At 45.9% G+C, this 20,374-nt stretch carries 17 protein-coding genes; 4 read left to right on the top strand and 13 right to left on the bottom strand.

The window, feature by feature from the left end; all coding sequences use genetic code 11:
* Positions 1-27: 27 nt before the first annotated feature.
* The 7 genes from mog to QZ367_RS02235 form a co-directional block, all read right to left on the bottom strand.
* Positions 28-555 carry a molybdopterin adenylyltransferase gene (gene mog / locus QZ367_RS02265; RefSeq protein WP_291936781.1) on the bottom strand — a complete coding sequence of 176 codons (528 nt, stop codon included), beginning with the start codon at positions 553-555 and terminating at the stop codon, positions 28-30.
* Between the two features lie 29 nt (positions 556-584).
* Entirely contained in the window at positions 585-2,366 is a 1,782-nt protein-coding gene (locus QZ367_RS02260) for an AAA family ATPase (protein ID WP_291936779.1), read from the bottom strand.
* Entirely contained in the window at positions 2,335-3,567 is a 1,233-nt protein-coding gene (gene mtaB / locus QZ367_RS02255; RefSeq protein ID WP_291936776.1) for a tRNA (N(6)-L-threonylcarbamoyladenosine(37)-C(2))-methylthiotransferase MtaB, read from the bottom strand. The genes QZ367_RS02260 and mtaB overlap by 32 nt, the downstream gene beginning before the upstream one ends.
* Positions 3,564-5,273 (bottom strand): mechanosensitive ion channel family protein, encoded by a 1,710-nt coding sequence (locus QZ367_RS02250; RefSeq protein WP_291936773.1) that lies wholly within the window; start codon positions 5,271-5,273, stop codon positions 3,564-3,566. The genes mtaB and QZ367_RS02250 overlap by 4 nt, the downstream gene beginning before the upstream one ends.
* Positions 5,270-6,301, bottom strand: coding sequence for a 3-dehydroquinate synthase (gene aroB / locus QZ367_RS02245; RefSeq protein ID WP_291936771.1), 1,032 nt, complete (start codon positions 6,299-6,301; stop codon positions 5,270-5,272). The genes QZ367_RS02250 and aroB overlap by 4 nt, the downstream gene beginning before the upstream one ends.
* 43 nt (positions 6,302-6,344) lie before the next feature.
* Positions 6,345-7,763: a TrkA C-terminal domain-containing protein gene (locus QZ367_RS02240; RefSeq protein WP_291936768.1), complete on the bottom strand. Its 1,419-nt coding sequence runs from the start codon at positions 7,761-7,763 to the stop codon at positions 6,345-6,347.
* A 291-nt stretch (positions 7,764-8,054) separates the two neighbouring features.
* Positions 8,055-10,373, bottom strand: coding sequence for a TonB-dependent siderophore receptor (locus tag QZ367_RS02235; protein ID WP_291938121.1), 2,319 nt, complete (start codon positions 10,371-10,373; stop codon positions 8,055-8,057).
* Positions 10,374-10,599: 226 nt separating this feature from the next.
* Here QZ367_RS02235 and QZ367_RS02230 point away from each other — a divergent pair, with 226 nt between their 5' ends.
* Together QZ367_RS02230 and QZ367_RS02225 are read left to right on the top strand one after the other, a co-directional pair.
* Positions 10,600-11,421 carry a YihY family inner membrane protein gene (locus tag QZ367_RS02230; protein WP_291936766.1) on the top strand — a complete coding sequence of 274 codons (822 nt, stop codon included), beginning with the start codon at positions 10,600-10,602 and terminating at the stop codon, positions 11,419-11,421.
* A gap of 197 nt (positions 11,422-11,618) precedes the next feature.
* Entirely contained in the window at positions 11,619-12,104 is a 486-nt protein-coding gene (locus QZ367_RS02225) for a hypothetical protein (protein ID WP_291936763.1), read from the top strand.
* 74 nt (positions 12,105-12,178) lie between these two features.
* Here QZ367_RS02225 and QZ367_RS02220 read toward each other — a convergent pair whose 3' ends face one another.
* From QZ367_RS02220 to QZ367_RS02195, 6 genes are all read right to left on the bottom strand, one after another.
* The gene (locus tag QZ367_RS02220; RefSeq protein WP_291936760.1) at positions 12,179-12,415 is read right to left on the bottom strand and encodes a hypothetical protein; all 237 of its coding nucleotides are present in this window, start codon (positions 12,413-12,415) and stop codon (positions 12,179-12,181) included.
* A 236-nt stretch (positions 12,416-12,651) separates the two neighbouring features.
* Positions 12,652-13,407 carry a septal ring lytic transglycosylase RlpA family protein gene (locus tag QZ367_RS02215; protein ID WP_291936757.1) on the bottom strand — a complete coding sequence of 252 codons (756 nt, stop codon included), beginning with the start codon at positions 13,405-13,407 and terminating at the stop codon, positions 12,652-12,654.
* Between the two features lie 13 nt (positions 13,408-13,420).
* The gene (locus QZ367_RS02210) at positions 13,421-14,419 is read right to left on the bottom strand and encodes a lytic transglycosylase domain-containing protein (RefSeq protein WP_291936754.1); all 999 of its coding nucleotides are present in this window, start codon (positions 14,417-14,419) and stop codon (positions 13,421-13,423) included.
* Positions 14,416-15,213, bottom strand: a complete 798-nt coding sequence (locus QZ367_RS02205) for a TatD family hydrolase (protein ID WP_291936751.1) — start codon at positions 15,211-15,213, stop codon at positions 14,416-14,418. The genes QZ367_RS02210 and QZ367_RS02205 overlap by 4 nt, the downstream gene beginning before the upstream one ends.
* A 125-nt stretch (positions 15,214-15,338) precedes the next feature.
* A complete protein-coding gene (locus tag QZ367_RS02200; RefSeq protein WP_291936749.1) occupies positions 15,339-16,862 on the bottom strand; it encodes an AAA family ATPase in 1,524 nt (507 codons plus the stop codon).
* Positions 16,856-17,731 carry an NAD(+) kinase gene (locus QZ367_RS02195; RefSeq protein WP_291936745.1) on the bottom strand — a complete coding sequence of 292 codons (876 nt, stop codon included), beginning with the start codon at positions 17,729-17,731 and terminating at the stop codon, positions 16,856-16,858. Before QZ367_RS02195 ends, QZ367_RS02200 begins: the two co-directional genes overlap by 7 nt.
* Before the next feature lie 84 nt (positions 17,732-17,815).
* Between QZ367_RS02195 and aspS the strand changes: the two genes are divergently transcribed.
* Both aspS and QZ367_RS02185 read left to right on the top strand, forming a co-directional pair.
* The gene (aspS, locus tag QZ367_RS02190) at positions 17,816-19,570 is read left to right on the top strand and encodes an aspartate--tRNA ligase (RefSeq protein WP_291936743.1); all 1,755 of its coding nucleotides are present in this window, start codon (positions 17,816-17,818) and stop codon (positions 19,568-19,570) included.
* A complete protein-coding gene (locus tag QZ367_RS02185) occupies positions 19,567-20,148 on the top strand; it encodes an adenylate kinase (protein ID WP_291936740.1) in 582 nt (193 codons plus the stop codon). Before aspS ends, QZ367_RS02185 begins: the two co-directional genes overlap by 4 nt.
* Positions 20,149-20,374: the final 226 nt, after the last annotated feature.

Below are 20,374 nucleotides of genomic sequence, written 5' to 3'. Positions count from 1 at the left end.
CATTTAATTCCCGCTAAATTTTGCGAATTATTTGCGTTTAGGGCGAAATATTTTTATCTTATTTTCATCCGCTGTTATGTAATTTCCTCCCATTAGATCAATGCAATACGGCACGGCAGGAAATACCGGCAAAAGGCACTCTTTAATCGCTTTTGGATTGCCCGGTAAATTTATAATCAGAGATTTTTTGCGGATCACTGCTATCTGGCGCGATAAAATTGCCGTAGGCACGATCTTTTGGCTTTCTGCGCGCATTAGTTCGCCAAAGCCCGGCATTAATTTCTCGCTTACCGCTTCGGTCGCTTCAGGCGTTACATCGCGTGGAGCAGGACCCGTGCCACCAGTAGTTAGCACCAAATCACAACCCGCTTCGTCGCAAAGATAAATCAGCTTATCTTTGATCTGCTCCAGCTCATCTGGAACTATTTCATAAAAATACTGCTTCTCGCAAGTTAGCCAATCATCCATCACGGCAATTATTTCTTTGCCTCCTAAATCCTCGTAAACGCCACCGCTAGCGCGATCACTGATCGTTAAAACACCTATTTTTACCATTTTCCTCTCCTTTATTGGAATTTTAAAATTTAATCGAAATTTAGCGTGCCGTCTTGCGGCTTTTCTTCAGAGCTTTCGCTATCTTTTTCCAGCTTTTGCAAATCCTGCTCCTGCGCAGAAGCGCCCTCTTGCTCCACACCATCGGATTCGCAGATCTTTTGAACATCCTCGAAAGTGATGAACTCATAGACGAAAATTTGCTTTGAAATTTGATTTAGCTTATCCTGCATCGTGCGGATTATCTCGCTTACCTCGTCGTAGCAATCTTGCAAAATTTTATTCACGCTCTGCGCGCTAGGGGTGAAACTATCGCCCATCGCGAGCTCAAAAACCATCTTTTGCGCCAGCGCGATAGCCTGCTTTACGTCGCTAGCGGAATTTGAAAAAGCGTCGTTTTTATGGATCTGTAGCGCTGCCATGCCGCTTAAAAGTACTTTGATTTGATTTAAAATTTGCGTTTTGGATTCGATCTCGAAATCCTCGTTTAAAAATTTATCGTTTAAAAGCTCAATCTTTTCGAAATCAAACGAATACCAATACGCGCTAAGCGCCTTTGCGCCCTGATAAAATGCCTGGATCTCCTTTTCGTATTCGGTGAGAATTCTACTTTTTTGAACGCCGTAAAAGACCCTCATTCGTACGTTTTCAAAATCGCTAAGCTCGATCGTATCGCTGCCGCGCTTAAGAGCGTTGATCGCGGCTTCATTTACCAGCGTCGCTACTCCCGCGCCGCTAAAGCCCACGCAGAGGCGGCTTACTTTGTTGATATTTGCGCTGCATCTTTTGCCCTCTAAATAAATTTTTAAAATTTCGATGCGGTCTTTGTAGTTCGGAAGCCCGATGAAAACGCGCCTATCAAAGCGCCCCGAGCGCAATAACGCATCGTCGATCAAATTTATTTTATTGGTTGCGCCGATTACCATCACGCCGCTGTTTTCCTCAAACCCGTCCATCTCGGTCAGCAGCTGATTTAGCGTCGCTTCTCGCTCGTCGTTGCGCCCGATACCGCGCTTGCCGCCGACTGCATCGATCTCGTCGATAAAAATAATCGCGGGTGCGCAGGATTTAGCCTTCGCAAACAGCTCGCGAACCCGCCTAGCGCCGACGCCCACAAAGACCTCGGCGAAACTTGCGCCGCTTTGGTAAAAAAACGGCACGTCCGCCTCGCCAGCTACGGCTTTTGCAATAAGGGTCTTGCCGACGCCGGGCTCGCCGATCATTAAAATTCCTTTCGGCAGCTTGATGCCAAAATTTCGGTATTTTGCGGGATTTTTTAAAAAATCCACAATCTCGATTAGCTCGTCCTTAACCTCGCTGATGCCCGCGACGTCGCTAAATCTCACGTCGCTAACGCTTGGCGAAAGATCGCCGAGCTCGCCGCCTGCGCTAGCACTCTGACGCGCGGCGCCGTCCATCCTGCGGCGTCTAGCCAAAACCGTTTCAAAATAATATACGAAGAGAAAAAATGCGAATGTAAAAATCACGAGCATCGCGCTGATACCGCTCGTGCCATCATCCTTTTCTTTGCTGATTAGAGCGTGATTTGATAGCTCCTTAAGATCTACGAGATTGACTAAAATTTTATAGCGTTTGCCGTCGTAGGTAAAATTTAAATTGCCGTCCTCGATATGCGCGCGTTTGATCTGATCTTTTCGCACGAGCTCGCTAAATTCGCGCTCGGCGATGTATCGCGAATCGTCTTTAAAATAAACGATCGAGAGCAAAACGATAAGCAGCACCAAAAAAATCAGAATTATATTTAGCTTGCTTTTTTTGATTTTATGCAAAATTTCCATCAAATTTAACCTCATAATCTCTTATCTCCATCCATTTTTTCGACAAATCCTCATCGCTTTCGATCCAAATTTTATCATAAAATTGATCATATCCTTCATAAAACTCTCCGTTTTTCCGCTCGATCAGCACATTTAGCGGCACCTTGTGCGAGAGGCGAAATTTATAATTATTCAGCGCCGTTATGTTCTGCAGCATCTTTAGTCGCGCCTTCGCCGTTTTACCGTCTATACGGCCTTTTAGCGACGCCGAGGCGGTGCCTTGCCGCGGCGAAAAGATAAAGGCGTGCAGATGCGTGAGCGGAAATTTTTTGAAATTTTCTACCGCTTCGAGCCAAATCTCTTCGCTCTCGCCCGGATGCGCGACGATAAAATCCGTCCCCAGTGCAAATCCGCGCTCGGCAAGCTCGCAAAAAAGCTCCAAATCCCTTAGCGCGGAATTTCGGCGGCGCATTATGCTAAGCATCTTTTGCGAAGTGTGCTGAAGCGCAATGTGCAGATGCCGCTCCAGCCACGGCTCGGATAAAATTTCGCGAAAACTCTCGTCTATCTGCGAGGGCTCGATACTGCCTAGGCGAATGCGGCGAATTCCGCGGATCGCGCCCAGCTTTTGAAGCAGCGCGCCCAGGCTCTTACCAGCGGCTTTGCCGTAGCTGCCGATATTGGTGCCGGTTAGCACGATCTCGCTAAAGCCGTTTGCGACAAGGCTCACCGCCTCTTTTAAGATCGCGTTTTCAGAGCTGCTGCGCGAGCGGCCGCGCACGGAGGGGATTATGCAATAGCTGCAGTTAAAATCACACCCTTCCTGAATTTTAATAAAGGCCTTGGTGTGATCCTCGTAGTCGCTTACCAGGTTTTTTTCGACGCCGTCAAGACCTCCGATATCGTAAAATTTCGACTCCGAGCCCAAAAACTCGTCGATCTTCTCCTTTTGCGACATCCCAAATACCCCGAAGACCGCGCCGTTTTTATACAGCTCCTCGCCGCGCGAAACCGCGCCGCAGCCGGTTAGCAATATCTTTTTACCGAGGCGGTTCATCTTATTTACGTAGTTTCGTACGTCTGCGTCGGCGCCGTTCGTAACAGTGCAGGAGTTTATCACGACGATATCCGCGCCCTGCTCGTCGTGAGTGATCTCGCCGGATTTGAGGTTGCTTTTTATAAGCTGCGTGTCGTAGATATTGGTGCGGCATCCGAACGTTTTAAAATAAATTTTCAAATTTCGCTCCCGGATCCGCTTCCTGTGGCAAAGCCCACGCCCTGCGCCGTTGCGTTTAAATTTTGCGAGCCTTGCTGCTCCGAGCCGAGATCTTGCGCCGCAAAATTTCCGCCCGCAGCCGCATAATTTTTGCCGTTAAAAAGCGTGTAAGCAGGATAGGCGATCTTGATGTCGGGCTCGCTTCTTAGGGCGTCTAAAATTTCAGCCGAGATGTTGCTGCGAAGCCCGAGCGTCGCGTAAGAGTTCGTCATATACCAAACCGAAATTTCAATGCCGTATGGCTCAAAAAAGCTGAAAATTCTAGGCTCGACGTTTGGATTTTTGATACTGTATTGCGAGCGAAGCTTGCCCATCTGCTTTTTGGCGATGTCGGTGTAGCCTTTAGAATACTTCCGCACGATGTTTTTTATGAGATACATCGCCTTTTTATGGTTGCTATCAAATGTTAAAAGTATGCTAATGCCGTCCCAGACGGTCTTAAGTCCGCTATGGGTGTAGTTTGAGATAAGATCGGTAAAAATATAATTATTCGGTATGAAAATTACCCTGCCTGCGCGCTTGTTTTCTCTCCACGTAGTCATAGTAACGTCCTCGAAAATCGTCATCCTAAGCACCGAAATATCGATAATATCGCCTACGTAGGTCTCGCCGTTTTTATGCACTCTGATACGATCGCCCACGCGAAAGCTGCCGCCAAGCACGATCGTAAGCCAGCCTAAGGAGCTCATAAACATATCTTTCATCGCAATCGCTAGACCTGCCGAGGCAAAGCCAAGAACCGTCACGAAGTGCGTCATATTCTCGATGTAAGAAAAGAGTAGTATCAGCGCGATCAGCGTGAAATTTAAAACGTTGATAGCTTTATTTACGATATAAAAATTCTCGTCGTTTTTGATATATTTTTTCGCCACTACCTTGCATAAAAACGACAGCGCGATGACTACGAGTATCCATACGGCGATGTTTCCCGCGCGCTTGATTTGAGCTTTTATATCGGCGGTCTGCACGGTGATTTGGGAGTTGATCTTTTTTTCGTAAACGTCGTATGTAGTCTGCGCGATCTCATATGCGGAGCTGAACTCTCCGAGCTCATAGTCTAAGCTTTTAAGCTCCGCCGCAGCGCTTGCGTCCGCACCCACCTGCATCAAACGCTCATATAGCGCCCTTTTTGCTTCAAGTTTATCGATTAAAGCTTTAATATTTTCGATGGCGTTTTTCTGCTCCATCTTTTGAGCTTGCAAATTTCTAATCGTAGAAAAACCGGAAATTATCGAAAAAGGATTTGTAATGCGCGCAGGCTCTGGAGTTTCGGGCATCGCGATGATATCTAAAAACGGAGATTTTTCATACTCTTTTAGCAGTATGAGCTGCTCTTTTACGGCGCGAAGTCTTTTTTGAATCTCTGCGATCTTATCGGTGCCGGCGCTCTTTTTTAGCTCCGCTTCAAGCTGGCTGGATTGCTTTTGTAAATTTTGATAGCCGATGAAATTTGAAAAGCGAGAGATCCAGATATTATTTTTAATCTCATCGTCAATAACACGGATCTGATCTTTTAGCGACGCGGATAGCTTAGAATTTTCATCTTTCTTCTCACTAGCGGCGGAGCTAGCGTTGGATTCTAAGCGCGTGTGCGCGGCGGAGAGCGTAGAATTTGCCTCGCAAAATGCAAGATTAAAAATCAAAAAAATAGCTGCAAGCGCTCTCATTCAAACTCTTTCAGCGCTGCGATTACTTCATCTTTTGCGATCTCTTTGGAAGCGTAGAATTTACCAATGCCATCGGGCAGGATAAATTTTATCTTGCCGTTTTCGCTCTTTTTATCGAGAAAAAATAGCTCGTAAAATTCCGCCGCATCCTCTACGTGAAATTTTATCGGAAGCGCGAATTTTTGAAGCACTTTACGGATCTGCTCCTCTTCAAGCTCATTTAATTTACCAAGACGGCGCGCTAGCGCGTTTGCCATCACCATGCCGATCGCCACAGCCTCGCCGTGCAAAAATTTTTTATAATCAGTAATTTTTTCGATAGCGTGAGCTAAGGTGTGTCCGTAGTTTAACACTGCACGCACGCCGCTTTCGCGCTCGTCTCGCTCTACGACGCCCGCTTTAATCTCCACGCAGCGCGCGATTACGTGCGAAATTTCATCGGCGCTTTTTAGATCGTGCGTCTCGAAAAATTTAAATAGTTCGACATCAAAGCATACAGCCATCTTTACAGCCTCCGCAACGCCTGCGGCAAACTCCCGCGCAGGAAGCGTCGATAAAAATTTGCTCTCGCAATAAACCGCGCGCGGCTGGTAAAATGAGCCGATTAAATTTTTGCCGAAGCGATTATTCACGCCCGTTTTACCGCCGACGCTTGCGTCCACTTGCGCTAGCAGGGTCGTCGGAATATTGATAAAATCGATGCCGCGTTCATAAATACTCGCGCAAAAGCCCGTTATATCGCTAATGACACCACCGCCAAGGGCGATGAGCGTGCTTTTGCGATCAAGCTTGGAGCTGAAAAGCTGTTCTAAGATTTGCTCCACGCTCGCGGTATTTTTATACTCCTCGCCGTCTGGGATCGTGATGATAAATTTTTGCTCGCAATCTAGCCGCTGCAGTAAGAAATCAAGCCACAGCCCCGCTACTTTGGGATTTGTCACGATAGCGACCTTGCCGCTAAGTTTTAAACTATGCAATTCGTCGATAAAAACGCTGTATTTTTTGCCTAAATTAAGATCGATTTTCATACGCTAGCCTTTGATTTTTGGGTAATTGTAACATAAATTTCGATTACTTTTCATACCCGTAATCGCTCGGAACGAAAATTTGATGATTTTTGCCGAGTTTAAAATACATCTGATCCAAATCCTGATTAAAAATCGATGTGAGCTTGCGCGCCAAAATTCTATCATTAAATGGCACGAACTGCAGCAGATCTCGCTCGCTACCTAGCGCTAAAATCGGATTTTGTCGCTCGCAAGGAATCACGAATAAACTCTGCTTAAAAAGCTTCGATAAGCTCACGTAGCTTTGCGCAAACTCGCCCTTTTCGCTCTCGCCGAAAAGATACAAATACACGTCTAGCCCTAGCTGCGAGCTGATGTCAAAGACGATACTTGATTCCTCGCGCAGCCGCTCGCCAGCACTTAGCACGACGCTTTTACGCACATCTTTTAGCTCGTCCTCTCCAAGGCTTAGCACCGGAATTTCAAGCGCTTTAAGTGCTGCTTTTTTCGCTTCGAAAACTCCGTTTGAGCAAACTACCAAGCCTGCTTTATTTTCGCTCACGTCGCGCTTTAAATTTAATTCGCCCGAGTAATCGATGAGAATTTCAAATTTATCCCGCTCACACAGCGCTTTAAGCTCGCTAAAAGCGTCGTTTAGCAGAGGATTTAAAATTCGCAGATAAATTTTATGATTTCTAATATGTAAATCCAAAAACTCAAGCGCCCTAACCGCCCTAGCTATCTCGTCACCGCTCATTTTTTTCATATCGATTAGCGCGAAAATATTTAGCCCAAACGGCGATGGAAATTGCCCGCTTTGCTTTTTTACTTCAGCAAACACCGCTCGTAGCGCACTAGGCTCACCAACGACTAAGATCGTATCATTCGGATATATCCGCGAGCCGGGCGTCGTTACGATGTAATTATTGTGACGGTAGATCATCGGAATTTGATATTTGGCATTAGAAAGCGTACTGATTTTTTTATACGCGAACGAGCTTCCTACGGGCACTTTTACCTCCATTATCTCTCCGCGTCCAAGCCCGATGTTATCAGCAAAAACGGGACTGTCCGGCAAAAAGCCGATAAAGCGCGAGGAATTTAGCGCGAGAGTATTTACGATTTTTACGTGAGCTTCGTTTTTATTATCGCGCAAAAGCCCCCAAAAATCGGCTGCGTACAGCTCTAAATCGGGAGCGAGCGTCTTTAAATTTTCTAGCGTCACCTTGGCGTCAAACTCATCATCCATTATCATTATGCAGCGATCAAATTCCGCTAGGCTTAGCACCGCGCGCAGCCGCTCAATGCTCGTGGGATCGAAAATTTCGATGCTGAAATTTTGCTCTTTTTGCAGCGCCTCCGGGACGCTGAGCGCGTTTTTTGCGACGACGCGGTAATTGTGCACGACGTCTTTGATCTTATAAACCTGGGATAAAAAATGGCGCGCAAACTCGCCGCTTGCGATGATGAGGATCTGTTTCATTGCTCTCCGTTTCGTGGTTTTGCAAAGATTATAACCAAAAACGGCTAAATTTTAAACCGCGCGCGGATAAATTTTGCGAGCAAGTCGGGCGCGGTGACTTAAAAATTTAAAGATCGAAATTTTAAAATCAAAGTTTGAAATTCCAAAAGCGAGGCTTAAATTTTAAAATATATTAAAACCAAGCCTCGTTAAATTTAGTCTCGCTGCTTAGAGCGATAAAATTTCATAAATTTAAAAGCGGCACCATAATCATTCGCGCCGCTTAAGCAGAAATTTTAAACCCGCTAGATTTTAAAATTTTACCTCCGCAGAGAGCATGAAGCTTCTACTCTCACCGAGCGTCACGCCGTTTGCCGAGCCTAGGACACTTTTTGGATTTATTCCGCCTTCGCCATCGGCACTCGCAGGATACATTCCCGCCCAGTATTTTTTGTTAAATACATTATTTACGTTGAAACGTAGCGTGGTCTTATCGCCTAAAAGATGCTCGCTCGTATATCTAATGCCGATATCAGTAACGAAAAAGCTAGGCGTGTGCTGAGTGTTTAAATCGTCCAGATACATCTTGCCGGTGTAGTGAAAATTTGTGCTGACCGCAAGCTTGTTTGTGCCCGGGATCACGTAATCAAGCATTAAATTTGCATTGATTTTCGGGATGCCATTTACGACCTTGCGGTTAGCGCCCTCGATACTTACGTTATGCATCTTAGGATCGATGTAGGTAAAGCCTCCTAGCACGCTTAAATTTTGCGTAATTCGTCCGCCGCTCATAAACTCAAATCCACGGTTGCGCTGCTCGCCGTTTATGCCGTAGATTCCGGTAGAGCTATTTAGATACGCGATCGGGCGACGTATATCAAAATACGCTACGCTAAAATCGATCATATCGGCTACGCGGATCTTAGCGCCGATCTCGTGTTGCTTGGAGCGATACGGCGACGTAGAGGCGACCTCTCCCGCATATGGGCTGCTCGCCGGATAAACATAGGTAGAGCCCTGCTGTAAGCTATCTGCGTAAGTGTAGTAGATACTAGCATCCTCTATCGGATGGAAGATCAGGCTTCCCGCCCAGCTATAGCCCGAATCGCTATAGGCTTTGACAAGTCTTTGCTGGCGGGCATTGTAGGATTCCTGCCTCATCCACGCCTTAGATGCGCTTAGCATCACGTCAAATTTATCGTTTATCGTGATATCGTCTAACACCGAGACGTTATACATATCCAAAACCGCATAGTGATACAGCCCACTTCCGCGCCTAGCGCCAGTGTAATTTAGAATTTTAGGATCGTAGATATTGCCTATGGTAGGCGAGGTGTAGTTTGTGCTCGCGTTTTTATATCTATCCTGCGTCCAGTGATAGCCGTTAGTCTGCACGCTGAAATCGTGCTCGATATCGCCCGTGTTAAACTGCGTATTAGCCTTGAGATAGCCGCTTGGCAGATCGAATCTATATGCCGCCGTAGCACCGCCGCTGTGTTGAGTATAATAATCGCCCGGCTTCGTCCATTTTGCATTCGGATTACTATTACATATGCCTGGTCTCTTTTTAGGCGGTAAAGCGGCATAATTTGCGCAATCAAACCCTTCGGGAAGCAAATAGTTTACGACGCCGTGAGTATCACGATCGGCACGCTGAAACTGAAAGCCGCCCTCTAAATACCATTTATCGGTAGGCGTAAATTTAAATTTTGCGCTTGCGGTAGTGGTTTTTAGATGCATGCCTCCAAAGCTCTGACCAAGACCGCGCTCTGAGGAGTCCACCGCTTTTGGAAGCGTAATTCCATCCGTGATCTTACCGTTTATTACGCCGAGGGCAAACTGCCCCGCAAAGCCTTTAGTATTGTGCTCGTAATAACTAGCCGCGGTTTCGAACGTTAGATCGCCCGTCGGATAAAATTCCATCGTGATGCTGGCTAAGCGACGCTGTAAATTTGAGCCCTTCGGCTGTCTGTCGCCGTTGGATCCGTAAAACACCGCGCGGTAGCCGAATTTTTCAAATTTATCGGATAGATCAAAACCAAGACCTAGGTTGCTTCGCGACATATAATCGCTCCAGATGATGTACTGATCTTTTACGGGGCGCTTGCGCGTGTAGCTGAAAATGCCCACCGGATTTTGCGCGCCGTAGAGCGAGCCTGCGACGCCGTTTTGTACCTGAAAGCTCTCAAACATCGCCATCGGAATCGCCGTCGTCGAAATCGTATAAAAGCCGTCCCAGAAGCTGTTGCCTACGACGCTGCCCTCAAAGCCGCGCGTCTGCGGACGTCCGACCGTAGCGCCGCCGCGCATCTGAATCTGCGCGGACGGGAAGTATTTAACCGCCTCCTCATAGCCGGTGACGCCCTGGTGATTCATGATCTCCTTGCTGATCGTGTTGATCTGATACGGAAGATCTAAAGCGCGCTTGCCGGCAAGCATGCCTTGCTGCACATTTTTGCTCAAAAAGCCCTCGTCGATGCCGCTCTCGCTGATATTATCGCCGACGGAATTTACCTCGATTACACCCATATTCTGCGACTTTTCAGGCGCAGAATTACCGCCATTTTGCGCTGCAGCCAAACTGCTGCATAGTAAGCACATACATGCCGCTAATGAAATTTTAAATTTCATCGTTTTCCTTCGTTCCATTATTTTCCCTTCGTTATGGATATATTTAATATTATTTTTTAGCATATTAGAAAAATTTTCCTAAATTTAGACTAAATTCGAGATATAAATTTATATATTTGTAGTCGCATTTTTTAGCTTTAAATTTTATAGACGATATACCACGATACAAAAGAAAAATTGCGCAAATTTATATGAAATTCTAAATTTTTAATGTAAAATCGCCCGTATGAAAAAACTAATACCGACGCTTAAGCAAGCGCAAAGCCGACTCAAAAATTTTTTCCGCCTCTACGATACCGAGCTCATGCACCATGCATCAAGCCTTAGCTTTCACACGATTCTGGCGCTACTGCCGGTGCTGATGGTCTCGCTTAGCGTTTTTATGCAGCTGCCAAGCTTCAAAGGCTACTACGATAAGATTATGGGCTTTATTTTTTCAAACTTCCTGCCCGCAAATCAAGCGAGCATGGCGCACTATATCGAGGAATTTATGGCAAACGGGCTAAGCCTTGGCGTAACGGGCTTTTGCGCGGTGCTAGTTACGTCGGTGCTGTTTTTCGGAGATTTTGAAGCGATAATTGCGCGCATTTCGCATTCGCCCGAGCGGAGCTTTTTTAAGAGTCTAAGCACCTACTGGACTCTGATGACGCTCGCTCCTGTGGGGCTTGGAGCGTCGTTTTATATCAGCGGCGAGCTTCAGGAGCTACTAAATAAAACTGAGCTTACGAGCTGGATAAATTTGCTTAAAATTCTACCCTACTTAATCGTTTGGGGGATATTTGCGATCACTTATGCTACGGCGATCAACCGCGAGATCCGCGCAAAAGCAGTGCTTGCCTCATCGCTCGTAGCATCGATTTTATGGTGGCTTTCAAGACTGGTTTTCGCGCAATACGTCTTTTATAACAAAACCTATCTTAGTATCTACGGCTCGTTTTCGGTCGCGTTATTTTTCTTTCTGTGGATCTACATAAGCTGGATTTTCTACCTATACGGCGTGAAATTCTGCGTATTTTTAGACGCTAAATTTAAAAGAGGTGGCGAGTGACAAAGCGCCTGAAATTTTTAAATTTCATAACGAATTTTACGAAAAATTATAGTAAGAATTGATGATAATCGCATATAAATTGGCAGCTTTAACGATAAGTTCTCGTCAGTAAAAGGATTAAATTTGAAATCTCGTCTTTGTTCGGTCTATATACGAGCGATCTACTTTAAATTATAGAATTTCTCAAGGAGGGCTAGATGGCGTTTGTTGCGGAATATATTTCTAAAGAGGACTTGAAGAAATATGATATTTTAAGCAATATGAACGAGCTATTGATGAAACACAATTACACATACCCAATCCAGGATAATGATACCGATTGGATGAATTGGGTTATCGATAAGCAAAGAGATGCTTGGCTTATTCATGTATGTTTGGCATCTATGCCGGATCCGCGAGATGGATTTACGGGTGAGGATATTTGGTTGCTTCACTATAAAGGTAGAGATATTGAGCTTGATATAAGACGAATTTATGACGAGACTACAAGTAAAATGCTCGTGGATAATCCGTTTTTTATCAAATATAAGCTAGAAAGTATAAATTCCAGCACTTACAGAATTTCACTGGACGAGCTTTATAAAATTTTAAAAGAAGCTCTAGCGGAATACGGCAATCGCGGTATTAGAGGTAGAGAAAATTTGCCAAAAGAACACGAAGTCGTAACTTTTTTGCACGATTAAAATTCAAACAGACGATGAGCTGCGTTTAAATACCTCTGATATTTCGCCATCCAAATTTAATATTTTCTACTGCGCTATAAAATGCCCCACTCTTTTTTATATTCGTTTATTATCTCATCGGGCGTTCTTTCTCCCTTATCGACCTTGATAAGATCGATTATATCTTGCTCGTTTGCAAACATACCCTCTATCGCGTGGTTGCAGATGATAGATCTGTTTTGCTCGTATTGTTCTGCGCTCAGCTCGTCTTTATATTTTTCAAGTATAGCCAAACTCTTTTCTAAACTATAAACTTCCGGATATTTTTGCATGCTTTATCCATAACAATATAGAAATTTTATCAGCTACGGCGTCCTATTAAAAAACAAAGCTTAAGCAGGCAGGCGCACTTTTCTGCTACGAATAGCTTGCAAGTAGCCTGCACTTCGCCACAGCTAAAGCAGATAACTATTAGATGACGAGAAATTTTACTGCAAGTAGCTCACAAATAAATTTGACAAAGCCCTTATCGAGAAAAAACGAAGGTAAAAGCCGTCAAATAAAACTGCTACTCCCTTACGATGAAAGCCCCCGTAAACTTGCCATTATGCGCGAAATCTCTCGCCTCATCCTCACTCTTAAATCCACTTAAAAAGACGCGATAAATCGGCGCGCCATCTATGCTAAATTCTTTGATGATCGCAGGATATCCCGCTGTGCCGTGGTAATCGCGCTGATAAATTTGTGCGCCGCTTCTGTTTCTAAACGCACCGATTTGTACCATAAAATTTCCGCCAACGATGGTTGCTTTCGGCGAGCCTTTAGCAATAGTGCGCCCATAAAAACCCACTACTTCGAGCTTTACAGGCGCCGTACCTTTGGCAAATACGCCCACTAGATTGGCAGCTGTTTTGCTAAGATCGATGATGCGACCATCCACGAATGGGCCGCGATCGTTGATGCGCACGGTTGCGGTAGCGCCGGTGTCGCGATTCGTGACCTTTACCATAGTATTCATTGGATAGGTTTTGTGCGCGGCGGTCATGCCATTCATATCGTAAATTTCGCCGTTTGAGGTGTATTTGCCATGAAAATTCGGCCCATACCAGCTGGCGATGCCGATTTGAGTGTCACCGACGCTTACTTGCTCGGGGTAGTAGGTTTTGCCGTTGATTTTATAAGGGCGCATGGTGGCGGGAGAGTTTTTGCCGATCTTGCCCGCACCGCCCGCAGACGATCTAGACGACGGTGCGGTGCGAAACGAGCAACCGGCAAGAATCAGCGCAAAAAGCGCACTAAAAAGAGCGATTTTCTGGTACGACACCTGCGATCCGATCTTATTTGTTGAATTTTATATTATTTAGCGCTATTTCGTTTTTGTCTTTGAGGCTAAGCTCGTTCGCCAAACCTGCTAACACGCGTCCTGGCTTGCGCTGTTTCAGACGTGGTTCATACGCTTGAAATGCGCCTTGATTTACGACAAATTCTGCATATTTGCTTTGTGGGATATAAAAGAAGTACTTGCCGTTAAGCGGCGAAATTCCATTTTTAATATGCGCGTTGTAATCCTGCATCTGCGACGGCGAAATTCCGATCTGTTTTGCAACCGCGCTTAGCTTTGTGCCCGGAGCTACGGCGATACGCTTTAGCCCCCACGGCTCGCTTTCAAAAAGCAGAATTTTACGCATATTTTCATTTTGAGCGATGTAAGCGTATTTAATAATGCGCTTGATAAAATTCTTAGTCTCATTAGGAAGTGCGGGACTTTTTAGCAAGCGATCCAGATCATCGCTGCCAGTAGCTGCAATCGCATTTTTAAGCTTTTGATCGCCACAATTATACGCCATTAGCGCTAAATACCACTTGCCAAAATTTTGCTTCAGATGCAAAATATACGAAAACGCAGCATCCGTAGAGGCTGCGGGATCGCGACGCTCATCCACGGCGCTATCTACTCTAAGACCGAAATTTTTCGCAGTTGCCGGCATCAGCTGCCACATACCACCTGCGCTAGCACCTGATGTGACCGTATTTTTAAGATGTGATTCGACCATTGCCAAATACAACAAGAATTCCGGAGCTTCGATGTTATCGACCTCGGATTTGACTAAGTAGGCATTGTGCGACTGCGAAGTCACGATATGCTTAAACTGCTTGCGATCGCTTGCATTGATCGCACGGAATATGCCCGCGACTACGTTTTTGCTCGATTCGTTATTTTCGATGCCGAATTGATTTAAAATATAATCGTGATTTGCGCGCATCAGACCGGGCTGGCTCGCAAACGCTTCGCCCATTAAAAGCAGGGCTAGCAGTATAAATTTTATGGCTTTCATATCTCTCCTTTGATTTTATCGCCAAAAAGCCTACAGGCGTTTTGAGTCGTTATTGCTTCAACCTCTTCTACGCTTAGGCTTAAAATTTCCGCGACTTTTTCTACCACGAGTCTCGTAAATGCAGGCTCGTTGCGCTCGCCGCGATGCGGATGCGGGGTTAGATAGGGTGCATCCGTCTCGATTAAGAGGCGCTCTTGCGGAATTTGCGGTAAGATCTCAGCTAAGTTTTTTGCATTTTTGAATGTCAAAACTCCGCCGATACCGAAGTAAAATCCGTATTCGCTAAGACCTAGCAAAAGCTTGCTGGCATTGAAGCAGTGTAAAACACCGCCGCATAAATCGCCGGCGCGATCTTTTAGAATTCCAAAGCTATCTTCGTTTGCTTCTCGGATATGGACTATAAGTGGTTTTTGAAGTTGTGTTGCTAGATCGATTTGTGAGATGAAGGCGTCTTTTTGGCGGGAGATTTCTAAGGCTTTGGCTTCCTTGCTCTCTTGATGCTTAAGTCTGAAGTAATCAAGCCCGCATTCACCAACGCCTACGCATTTGGGATCGTCAGCATACCGCTTCAGCACCTCCATATCGAAAGAATCTATCTCGTATGGATGCACCCCTACGGCAAAATACACATTATTCCGCGCGTGTGAAATTTTACATGCCTTATCTAGGTCTGCCATATCGGCACCGGGAATGATGATGCTGCGCACGCCTGCAATCGTGGCGCGCTCAATTACCGCGTCCAAATCGGTATCGAAACTAGCATCGTCTAAATGGCAATGTGTATCTATAATCATAAAACTCACTTGATAAAATTTTTCGAAGCGGATTTTACGTCGTTTTGCAAAATCACACTTAAATTTAAATTAAACGTGGTATTGTAGCAAAAAATTTCAGATTTAAACTTAAGCTTAAAATTCCTTCAGCTTTGCCTTAGTTTTTTAGCGAATTCCAGGGCTTCTGCAGTAATAGTCTCGCCGCTTATCATACGAGCTAGCTCTGTTATTTTCTCATTTTCGCTTAATAATCTCACGCTAGATTTGCCGTTCGTTTTACTTACTAAAAAGTGTGACGCAGCCTTTGAGCTAAGCTGCGGCTGGTGCGAGATCGCAAAAATTTGATAAAATTTTGAAATTTTTACCAGCACGTTTGCAATACTCATCGCCTCTTTTCCACTTAAATTTGAATCAATCTCGTCTAAGATTAAAATTCCTTCGCCGTTATTTGTAAGCTCCAAGCTTGCCGCGATGAAAGCAAGGCGTAGGCGGTTCGTTTCGCCTGAGCTTAAATTTTTAAATTCCGTCTTGCACAAGCTGACGCAAATTTCGTCCGTGCCGCACTCACTAAGAACCGCGGGCTTAAAACTAAGCTCCACTCCGTCCATATAAAGCTGCTTTAGATAGGAATTTATCAGATCCTCGAGCCGTTTTTTAGCGCCCTTGCGAGCCTCGCTAATTTTTTCGGCAAGGGTAGCGGTGCTTTCGCTAAGGCGTTTAAATTCCGTTTGTAGCTTGGTTTTTTCAAAGCTTAACTGCTCGTAATGCTCAAGCTCTTTCTTACGCGCTTCAAGTGTAGCTAGCGCCTCTTCTACGCTTCCGTAGCGCCTATTTAGCGCGCTAAGAGCTTCGATACGATCTAAAATTTTCTCTATGTCGATGTTTTCTAGCTCGTCTAAGCTCAAGCTTTCTTGCTTTAGCCGCAGTTCGTTCATCGCATCCTCAAAAAACGCACTATCCAGTCCGCTAAGACTTAGCGCTTCGATGACGCTGCGCTCCAGCTCAAAAACGCCCTGCGCCCTAGCCCAAAGTTCCTCGATCTTATCTTTCTTACTAAGCTTTTTTTTGATCTGCAAAAGCTCCTCGTATTCGCCGATCTTAGGCGATACGCGCTCGATTTTTTCAATCTCGAAGCGAGCAAATTCCTTTAACTCCTCAATCTTGCGCTCTTGATCTAAAATTTCATCCAGCTGCTTTTTTGTGCGGCTAAATTCCGCAAAGGCACTTTGAAGCTCCGATAGGCTTTGCGCGTGCGCCGCATCTTTTTTCGCGGCGATAAAATCAAGTAATTTTAGCAAGCTATCGCTACTCATTTCTCCGGCGTTTTTCGCGCCTAAAAATTTCACGTATTCACCGGCGATCGTGCTTAGATTTTTTTTCGAGATCGATTGGGAATTTATAAAGTATCGCAAGCTACGCTCTTTTAGGACGCGAAAGGTATTTGGCGTATCGTTTATCAAGCCGAAATTTTCCATATCAAATTTATGCTCTACGTCCGCTTCTATGAGCTCTGCCTCGCATTCTTTAAGCCCGAACACCGCTAAAATCACGCCTATTAATACCGATTTACCCGCGCCGCTGATACCTGTAAATACGCTAAGTCCCGGGCCAAAACTAAGCTCGCTCTCGCAAAAACCTAGATTATTTTTAATATAAATTCTTTCTAGCATCCGCCGTGCCCCCATCTGAGTTTGGCTTTTAAAACGTCGAAATAATCGTAGCTTCTGCGTTTTATTAAATTTGCTTTGGCGTGTGAAATTTTAACGCTCACGCTGTGAAACTCCGCCATATCAAAAACGTCTTGTCCGTCGATGACGACGCTAACTTCGGAGCTTCCGGCGTTTTTGAAACTTGCGAGATACTCTTTTGGCAGGACCAAAGGCCGCTGCGTCAGGCTATGCGAGCAGATCGGCGTAACGCAAAACACGTCGCACAGCGGATAGACGATAGATCCGTTCGCGCTCATATTATACGCGGTCGAGCCCACGGCGGAGCTTACGATCACGCCGTCGCCGTAGTAGGTGTTGAAATATTTTCTATTTAAAAACGCGTCGATCTTTGCCATCGAAGAGATATGGCTGCGAGTGATTACGACGTCGTTAAATGCGGTCTTGCGGACGATCTTGCCGCTGCCGTTTTCCAGTATCACTTCAAGCAAAAACGGGCGCTCGATCTCGTATTCGCCGCGCAGAAATTCCTTCAAAAATTTTGCAAATTCGCTCGGCTGCACGTCCGTTAAAAACCCGAGAGTGCCCGCGTTGATACCCAAAATAAAAGCGTTTTTGTCGCTTAGCAGCCTCGCAAGCCCGATGAGCGTGCCGTCGCCGCCGAGGCTGATTAAAAGATTGGTCTTTTTTAAAATTTCTGCAAGCGTATGCGGCTTAAGGCCGAAAAATTCCGCTCCGTCCTCTTCAAGCAAAAGCTCAATGCCTTGCGCTTTTAAAATTTCGCAAATTTGCTCCACGATGGGGCGAATCTCTTCTGATTTTTTAGCTATTAGCCCCGCGAATTTAAGGTTTTTATGAATTTTGTTTTCCATAGTTTTATTTTATAAAAAATTAGCTTTGTAAAAGCAAAATTTAACTATAATCGGCTCTTGAAATTTTATTAAAAAGGAGTAATTTTGCGAAGTCATTACTGCACGGATTTGAGTAAAAACGACGTCGGCAAAGTCGTAACCGTATGCGGCTGGGTAAATTCTTACCGCGACCACGGCGGCGTTATTTTCATAGATTTGCGCGACCGAAGCGGCCTGCTTCAGCTCGTGTGCGATCCCAAAGATAGCAAAAAAGCGTATGAAATTGCAAACGAAGTACGAAACGAATTTGTCCTAAAAGCCGTCGGCAAGATCCGAGCTCGCGGCGAAGGGCTGGAAAATCCAAATTTAAAAACCGGCGATATCGAAGTCGTGGTAGAAGACCTACAGATCGAAAATCCAAGCAAGCCGCTTCCTTTCGTAATCGGCGATAAAAGCGTCAATGAAGAAACGAAGCTGAAATACCGCTTTTTGGATCTACGCGCCGATGGAAGCTTCGATAAATTTAAGATGCGTTCCAAGGCTGCGATCGCCGCGCGAAACGCGCTCGATAGGCTGGGCTTTGTGGAGGTCGAAACGCCGATCTTAACGCGCGCGACGCCTGAGGGCGCTAGGGATTATCTGGTGCCTAGCCGCGTCTATCCGGGCAGCTTCTACGCGCTTCCGCAAAGCCCGCAGCTTTTCAAACAGCTTTTGATGTGCTCGGGCTTTGATAAATACTTCCAGATCGCGCGCTGTTTCCGCGACGAAGACCTCCGCGCCGACCGCCAGCCGGAATTTACGCAGATTGATATCGAGATGAGCTTTAATACCCAGTACGACGTAATGAGCGTAGCCGAGGAGGTTTTAAAGGATATTTTCAAATCCTGCGGCCGCGAGATCGTCACTCCTTTTAGACATATGGAGTATAAGGACGCGATGGAGCTTTACGGCAGCGACAAACCCGATCTGCGCTACGATATGCCTTTCATCGACGTAGCCGATATTTTTGAAAAATCGAGCAACGAAATTTTTTCAAATTTAGCCAAAGACCGCAAGGCTAACCGTGTAAAAGCTCTTAAAGTCGAGGGCGGCGATCTGAAATTTAGCAAGCGCCAGATGCAAGGCTTTGAGGAATACGTGAAAAAATTCGGCGCGCAGGGCTTGGCGTTTATCCAAGTAAAAGAGGATGGTCTAAAGGGGCCGCTGGTAAAATTCTTTGAAAAAAGCGAGCTGGACGAGCTCATCAAGCGCTGCGAGCTAAAGGTCGGCGACGTCGTATTTTTCGGCGCTGGCAAAAAGAAAATCGTGCTTGATTATATGGGCAGATTTAGAATTTTCCTCGCAAACGAGCTCGGTCTCATAGATTCGAACAGGCTTGAGTTTTTGTGGGTCGTAAATTTCCCTATGTTTGAGCAAAACGACGACGGCAGCTACTCCGCGATGCACCATCCTTTCACTATGCCGAACAATCCCGACGAGCCTGATTTAGAGGATATTACCTCGATTGCCTACGACGTCGTGCTAAACGGCATCGAGCTTGGCGGCGGCAGCATCAGGATCCACAAGGCGGACATTCAAGAAAAGGTCTTTAGGCTGCTTAAGATCGAGCCTGCAGAGCAGAGGGAGAAATTCGGCTTCCTGCTCGATGCGCTAAGCTTCGGCGCGCCTCCGCACGGAGGTATCGCGATTGGCTTTGATAGGCTGATGATGCTGGTTACCGGCTCAAGCAGTATCCGCGAGGTTATCGCGTTTCCTAAAACGCAGCGCGCGCAGTGTCCGCTTACCAAAGCCCCTAGCGTCGTTACAGACGAGCAGCTTCGCGAGCTAGGTCTCAGGCTTCATAAGAAGGAGCAAAAATGAAAAGCCTTTTTCTAATCATTGGCGCTCCTGGCAGCGGCAAAACGACCGATGCGAGCATGATCGCTCAGATGAATCAAAGCATCGAGCACTACTCCACAGGCGATCTGCTGCGTGCCGAGGTAGCAAGCGGCAGCGCTCTTGGTAGGCAGATAGACGGCTTCATCTCTAAAGGCAATCTCGTGCCGCTTGATATCGTCGTAAATGCTATCGTTAGCGCGATTAAAAGCTCACCTAAAGACTTCATCATCATCGACGGCTATCCAAGAAGCGTCGAGCAGATGAATAAGCTAGACGAGGTACTGCGAGGCGACGATGATGTAAATCTTAGCGCAGTCATCGAGGTGTGCGTCAGCGAGGAGGTCGCCGAGCAGCGCGTTTTGGGGCGCGCTCGCGGGGCGGACGATAACAAGGAAGTCTTTAAAAACCGCATGGCGGTATTTTCAGAGCCGATCGAGGATATCCGTAAATTTTACGGTGACGCGGGCGTATTTTACAGCGTAAACGGCGAGCGCACGGTCGAGGAGATCGTAGCGGACATAAACGCTATAATCGCCGCGCAGATCGAAAAACTGAGCTAGCGCGCTTGGATGGCGGCTTAAATTTAAAGCGCACCCAGCTTCTTTTTCGTATTGCAAGCGGCGCAGATCGTGGATCGCACTTAAATTTAATGCGCCTCCGAAGTGAGCGCATTTTTAAATTTATAGCTTGCCGTTGCGTGAGATAGCCAAATTTAAAGCGTAAATTTAAGCAGCTCGCGCGGCAAATTTAATGCGAGCGTTAAATATGAGCGGATTTTAAATTTAA

The organism is Campylobacter sp., from assembly GCF_019423325.1.
GTDB lineage: Bacteria > Campylobacterota > Campylobacteria > Campylobacterales > Campylobacteraceae > Campylobacter_B.
Note: the sequence above shows the minus strand (reverse complement) of the source record. Positions and strands in the feature narration are given on the sequence as shown.